General features: G+C 70.7%; 7 protein-coding genes and 1 pseudogene. 3 read left to right on the forward strand and 5 right to left on the reverse strand.

Going from position 1 to position 6007, the window contains the following annotated elements:
• Positions 1–351 precede the first annotated feature (351 nt).
• Positions 352–975, forward strand: coding sequence for an HAD family hydrolase (locus P1P70_RS38780; RefSeq protein ID WP_319246159.1), 624 nt, complete (start codon positions 352–354; stop codon positions 973–975).
• Here P1P70_RS38780 and P1P70_RS38785 read toward each other — a convergent pair.
• A complete protein-coding gene (locus tag P1P70_RS38785) occupies positions 972–1223 on the reverse strand; it encodes a hypothetical protein (RefSeq protein ID WP_217179750.1) in 252 nt (83 codons plus the stop codon). The two genes, P1P70_RS38780 and P1P70_RS38785, sit on opposite strands and share 4 nt — an antisense overlap.
• A 155-nt stretch (positions 1224–1378) precedes the next feature.
• On the opposite strand from P1P70_RS38785, the pseudogene P1P70_RS38790 reads away from it, so the two are divergent.
• A pseudogene (locus P1P70_RS38790) lies at positions 1379–1717 on the forward strand (recombinase family protein); the annotation flags it as partial.
• Between the two features lie 159 nt (positions 1718–1876).
• A complete protein-coding gene (locus P1P70_RS38795; protein ID WP_306819878.1) occupies positions 1877–2260 on the forward strand; it encodes a cold-shock protein in 384 nt (127 codons plus the stop codon).
• Positions 2261–2291: 31 nt separating this feature from the next.
• Here P1P70_RS38795 and P1P70_RS38800 read toward each other — a convergent pair whose 3' ends face one another.
• The 4 genes from P1P70_RS38800 to P1P70_RS38815 all read right to left on the reverse strand — a co-directional run bounded on the left by P1P70_RS38800 (position 2292) and on the right by P1P70_RS38815 (position 5876).
• Positions 2292–3176: a 1,4-dihydroxy-6-naphthoate synthase gene (locus P1P70_RS38800; RefSeq protein ID WP_319246166.1), complete on the reverse strand. Its 885-nt coding sequence runs from the start codon at positions 3174–3176 to the stop codon at positions 2292–2294.
• 7 nt (positions 3177–3183) lie between these two features.
• Positions 3184–3945, reverse strand: a complete 762-nt coding sequence (locus P1P70_RS38805; RefSeq protein WP_319246168.1) for a futalosine hydrolase — start codon at positions 3943–3945, stop codon at positions 3184–3186.
• A gap of 16 nt (positions 3946–3961) precedes the next feature.
• Positions 3962–4456 carry a hypothetical protein gene (locus P1P70_RS38810; RefSeq protein WP_319246170.1) on the reverse strand — a complete coding sequence of 165 codons (495 nt, stop codon included), beginning with the start codon at positions 4454–4456 and terminating at the stop codon, positions 3962–3964.
• A gap of 73 nt (positions 4457–4529) precedes the next feature.
• A complete protein-coding gene (locus P1P70_RS38815; protein WP_319246172.1) occupies positions 4530–5876 on the reverse strand; it encodes an MFS transporter in 1347 nt (448 codons plus the stop codon).
• Positions 5877–6007: the final 131 nt, after the last annotated feature.

Consider the following 6007-nt stretch of genomic DNA (forward strand, 5'->3'; position numbering starts at 1 on the left):
ACATTTTTCTCTTCATCATTTCTGCGTGTACTGTTTTGCTTTACTGTTTTTGTGTATCAGCAGAGGACGGTATACAAGTTTTCTGCCGGGCTCGTGGGCTTGGAATTGTCTATAAGGGACCGCCCGTGCTTTTCAGGCCCGCAGCACCGTCGTCTTTCAGGCCCGCAGCACCGTCGTCTTTCAGGCCCGCAGCACCGTCGTCTTTCAGGCCCGCAGCACCGTCGTCTTTCAGGCCCGCAGGGCCGTGGTCTTCCAGGCCCGCAGGGGCCTGGATCTTTCAGGGGCGCGGGGAACTGCGCGAGAAGCCCCACCGGGCCCGCACCCGACAACGTGCCCCACCCGGCCCCCACAATGGACCGCATGAGTTCTCGCATGCTGACCGTCGGGTTCGACCTCGATATGACGTTGATCGATTCGCGGCCGGGGATCCACGCCTGTTACGTGGCGCTCGCCGCGCGGACGGGGGCGTACATAGACGCCGACCTGGCGATCACCCGGCTGGGTCCGCCCTTGGCGGACGAACTCGCGCACTGGTTCCCGGCGGCGGAGATCCCGGCCATGGCGGACCTCTACCGGGAGATGTACCCGGCCATCGCGATCACCGCGACCCCCGCGATGCAGGGCGCGCCGGAGGCGATCGCGGCGGTCCGGGCGGCCGGCGGGCGGGCCATCGTGGTCACCGCCAAGTACGAGCCGAACGCCAAGCTGCACCTGGAGCACCTCGGCATCGAGCCCGACGTGGTCGTGGGAAACCTGTGGGCGGAGGCCAAGGCGGACGCCCTGCGCGAGCACGGCGCGAGCGTGTACGTCGGCGACCACACCGGCGACGTACGCGGCGCGCGCACGGCGGAGGCGCACTCGGTCGCCGTCGCCACCGGCCCCTGTGACGAACGGGAGCTGCGCGAGGCGGGCGCCGACGTCGTCCTCGCGGACCTCACGGCCTTCCCCGCGTGGCTCGCCACGTACCAAGGCTAGAAACGGGCCTCGCGCGCCCTTCTGCGCCCCGCCGCGACGGACTGGAGCACTCCGGCACCGGCGATGAGGAACCCGACCCCCATGAGCATGCTCAGGACGAACATGTAGACGGGGAACGGAGTCGTTCCGAGGAACAGCGGGGCCACGGTGACCAGTGTGGCCACGGCGCCGACGACGAAGACGATGCCGCCGACACGGATCAGTCGGTCACCGGGTTCGGCGGAATTCGGTTGGGTTTTGTCACGCACCCGACCAGGGTAGTTCCCAGCGCGAGGGAACAGTCGGCCGACGTCTTGTCACCCGCCCCCGGACCAATAGGCTGGGGACCGGCGGGTCCGACGACCCGCTGTAGTGCTGTCCAGAGCAGTTTGCGCACACCGAGAACCGGTTCCGTTCAACTAAGGACGTATTGACGATCGCTGAGGGTCTGCACTCCCGTGGAATCGCGCTCCGTATCCTCATGGGAACTCTCGCCGGTAACTACTCGCCCAAGCAGGAAGGTGAGTTCCTCTTCACGATGATGGTTGCCTTTGCTGAGCTTGAGCGAGACATGCTCGTTGAGCGCACCCGCGCTGGTCTCGACGCCGCCAAGGCTCAGGGGCGTACCGGTGGCCGTCCGCCCGTCATCACTGAGGACGTGTTCACGGTGGCCAGGGCTCGTAAGGTCAAGGGGGAGAGCATCACTGCCATTGCCGAGGCTCTTGGAGCCTCCCGCCCCACCCTCTACCAGCACATTGGGTAGCCCCTCACGCTTCCTGCACCACTTTGAGCCTTGGCCTTCACTGGTAGGGGCTCAGTCTCGTTTTAAGGCGTGTCAGGCTGGAGAGACCCCCGGTAGGCTGTCTGAACGGCAGTTCAAGGGCGTCCGGCCAGTCCGGCGGCGACAGAGGGAGCGTGTGCTTTGCCGACTGGCAAGGTCAAATGGTTCAACAGCGAGAAGGGCTTCGGCTTTCTCTCCCGCGACGACGGCGGTGACGTCTTCGTCCACTCCTCCGTACTGCCCGCCGGTGTCGACACCTTGAAGCCGGGCCAGAAGGTCGAGTTCGGAGTCGTCGCCGGTCAGCGCGGCGACCAGGCCCTTTCCGTGACGATCCTGGAGCCCGCCCCCTCGGTCGCCGCCGCCCAGCGCAAGAAGCCCGACGAGCTGGCCTCGATCGTGCAGGACCTGACGACACTGCTGGAGAACATCACGCCGATGCTGGAGCGGGGCCGCTATCCCGACCGTGCCGCCGGCAACAAGATCGCGGGTCTGTTGCGCGCCGTGGCCGACCAGTTGGACGTGTGACCCGGCCGATTCCCACCGACTCCCTTCGTTCTCAAGGGAATTCGAGCGCGCCCGGGCCGAGGGGCGGTACCAGTCCCTCGGCCGCCGCGCGGGTGAGCAGACCCCTGACCGCCGCGTAGCCGTCCTCGCCGAGGTCGGCCGTGAACTCGTTGACGTACAGGCCGATGTGCTGGTCGGCGACGGCCGGGTCCATCTCCTGGGCGTGCTCCAGGACGTACGGGCGGGAGATTTCGGGGTCGTCCCAGGCCGCGCGGACGGAGGCGCGGACCGTTTCGGCGAGCGCCGTCAGGGTCTCCCGTCCCAGCGAGCGTTTCGCGATGATCGCGCCGAGCGGGATCGGCAGTCCCGTCGTCTCCTCCCAGTGCTCGCCCATGTCGGCGAGCTTGTGGAGGCCGTAGTTCCGGTAGGTGAAGCGGGCCTCGTGGATCACGAGTCCGGCGTCGACCTTCCCGTCGCGTACGGCCGGCATGATCTCGTGGAACGGCATCACGACGATCTCACCGACCCCGCCGGGCAGGGTGTCCGCCGCCCAGAGGCGGAAGAGCAGGTACGCGGTCGAGCGCTCGCTCGGCACGGCCACCGTACGGCCGGTGAGGTCCGTCCCCGGCTCCCGCGTCAGCACCAGCGGACCGCAGCCCCGGCCGAGCGCGCCGCCGCACGGCAGCAGCGCGTACGTGTCGAGGACGTACGGCAGGACGGCGTACGACACCTTCAGTGCGTCGAGGTCGCCGCGTTCGGCCATCCCGTTGGTGATGTCGATGTCCGCGAACGTCACGTCGAGCGCGGGCGCGCCCGGGATCCGGCCGTGGGCCCAGGCGTCGAAGACGAAGGTGTCGTTGGGGCAGGGGGAGTACGCCATCCGCAGCGCGCCGCCAGCCGCCTCGGGGGCGTTCGCGGGGCTCGTGTCAGGGCTCATGGTCGGATCAGGGCTCATATGGGTCCCAACTCTCCAGTACGGGCGTCAGCTTCCCGAAGGCCGTGGTGAGTGCGGTCAGGGCGTCGCCGATCCGCCAGGCGGCGCGGTCGCGCGGGCCCACGGGGTTGGAGACGGCCCGCAGTTCGAGGACGGGCGTGGCGTGCGCGGCGGCTGCCTCGGCGACCCCGAAGCCCTCCATCGCCTCGGCCAGCGCGCGGGGATGACGGGCGCGCAGCTCGGCCGCGCGCCCGGCGCTGCCGGTGACCGTGGAGACGGTCAGCACGGTGCCGGTACGGGCGCCGGTGGCGGTCGCGGCGGCGTGTACGAGATCCCGTGGGGGGCGGTGGGTGACGGTGCCGAAGCCGAGGTCCGTGACCGGGAGGAAGCCGTCCGGTGTCTCGGCGCCGAGATCGGCGGCCGTGATCTCGTCGGCGAGGACGAGCGAGCCGAGGGGGGCCTCGGGCAGGAACCCGCCCGCGATTCCGGCGGACACGACCAGCCCGTAGGGCCTGCCCTCCAGGACGGCGGCGGTCAGCGCGCCGGCGGTGGAGGCGGCGGCGAGCGCGGGGCCCACTCCGGCGGCGAGGAGGTCGTACTGCGGGCCGGTGGCGCGGGGGCTCTCGGGCGGGGGCGTGTCCGGTCCGTGGGTGGTGATCCGGTGGCGGTGCAGGGTGCCGGCCGGGAGGCGGGACTCGGTCGCCGGGGCCGGGAGCGCTCGTGCCACCGCGTCCCGTTCGGCCGGGACGGCGGTGGCTACGAGGATGCGCATGGGTGTCGGCGGTGGATCAGGCGTCCGGGTTCTTCAGCTCGAAGTTCCACACGCCCTCAATCTTCGAGCCTTCGGCGTTCTGCTGGACGACGCTGATGATCAGCGACTTCGGGGCGGTCTGACCGGGCTGGGTCGCGAAGAGGCCGGGGTTGGGGAACACCTTGTACGTCTTGTCGAACGTCTCGTTGACGACCGGCCGCCCGTCGATCCACAGGGTCCAGCCCGCGTCCGCGACCTCCGGGTCGACGCCGATGCGGAGGGTCTCGTCCTCGGGCAGCTCGACGGACTTGGAGGGCTTCTCCTTGGTGCACTCCACGGCCTGCTCGGCGGTGAGGGTCCGGTAGCAGGCGGCCTCGGAGCTGATCGAGTCGGTACCGATGGTGACGGTGGCCATCGGCGTCGGCTCGTCGCAGGCCGACAGGACGAGAAGTCCGGCGGAGACAGCGCCGAGAGTGGCTGCGGCGCGACGGCTGTGTCGACGAGCGGCTCCGCCGCGGGGCTGGAAGGTCATGGGCGAAGGCTATCTGGCCCGTCCAGGGGAGCCCCTACGTGGGGTACGGCGTGCCGGACGGCCGGGCGCCCGGTCAGGCGACCCGGGCGCGGGGCGCGCGCCCGTGCCGGGCGGAGGAGAGCAGACCGCGGACCGTGGTGAGCCAGCCGGCGGCGACGATCGCGGCGGCCACGGCCATCCCCAGGGTGCCGTTGAGGGGCAGGGCGATACCGATGGCGCCGCCGACCACCCAGGACATCTGCAGCAGGGTCTCGGAGCGGGCGAAGGCGGAGGTCCGCACGAGTTCGGGGACGTCACGCTGGATCAGGGCGTCCAGCGACAGCTTGGACAGGGCCTGCGAGAAACCGGCGACCGCGGCGAGCGCGGCGATGAAGAACGTGCCGAAGAACAGCGCCGCCACGATCGCCACCGCGAGTTCCACGGCGACGACGGTCACGATGATCAGCTCCGGCGAACGCTGCTTCACCCACGCGCCGACGGCTGTGCCCAGCGCGTTTCCGGTGCCGGCGGCCACAGCCACCATGCCCAGCGACAGGGCCGCGCTCTGCCCGTGCAGCGGATGGATGCGCAGCAGGAACGCCAGATAGAAGATCAGGAAGCCGGAGAGGCCGCGCAGGGCGGCGTTCGCGCCGAGCGCGTGGGTGACCGCCGGGCCGACCGTCCGCAGGCCTGGCCGCTTGAGCGTGCTGCTGCGGTGCGGGCCGTGCAGATGCTCGGCGTCCGCCGCGAGCAGGGCCCGGTCCTCGCCCTTCGCCGAGTCGACCTTCGCGGGCAGCGTGAAGGAGAGGAACGTACCGGCGATGAAGATCAGGAAGGCGCCGTAGAGCGGCCAGCGGGGGCCGAGCGCCTGCAGTCCGGCGCCGATGGGCGCGGCGACGCCGGTGGCGAGCAGGCCGCAGAGGGTGACCCGGGAGTTGGCCTTCACCAGGGAGAAGCGGGGCGGGAGGAGGCGGGGGACGACCGCGCTTCTGACCACGCCGTACGCCTTGGACGCGACGAGGACGCCCAGGGCGGCGGGGTACATCTCGATGCGGCCGGTCTCGACGGCGCCGACGAGGATCAGGGCGAGGAACGCCCTGGTCAGCATGGCGCCGGCCATCGCGGCGCGGCGGCCGTGCGGGAGGCGGTCCAGGAGGGGGCCGACGACCGGGGCGAGCAGGGCGAAGGGGGCGAGGGTGATGGCGAGGTAGAGGGCGACGCGGCCGCGGGCCTCGTCGGTGGGGACGGAGAAGAAGACGGTGGAGGCGAGGGAGACGGTGATCATCACGTCGCCGGCGCCGTTCACTCCGTGGAGTTCGATGAGTTTGCCGAGGCCGGACTCGCCGGCGCCGTGGGCGTGGGTGGCCTTGCGGATGCCTCGGGCCGGGCCGGTGAACGGGAGGTGGAGGGCGCGGCCCACCGAGCGGACCGCGCCGGTCACCCGACCCGATCCGCGCGCTCCGCTCCGCTCGGCGCCGGTCACCTCGTCATAGTGCCCCGAGATGGCGGGGCGTAGTGCGGTTACCGCTCGTATGGCCGTGGTGGGGTGTTGGGGGCGCCTTGGGGGGTGTC

The sequence above is a fragment of the Streptomyces sp. MB09-02B genome, from assembly GCF_033794485.1.
Lineage (GTDB): Bacteria > Actinomycetota > Actinomycetes > Streptomycetales > Streptomycetaceae > Streptomyces.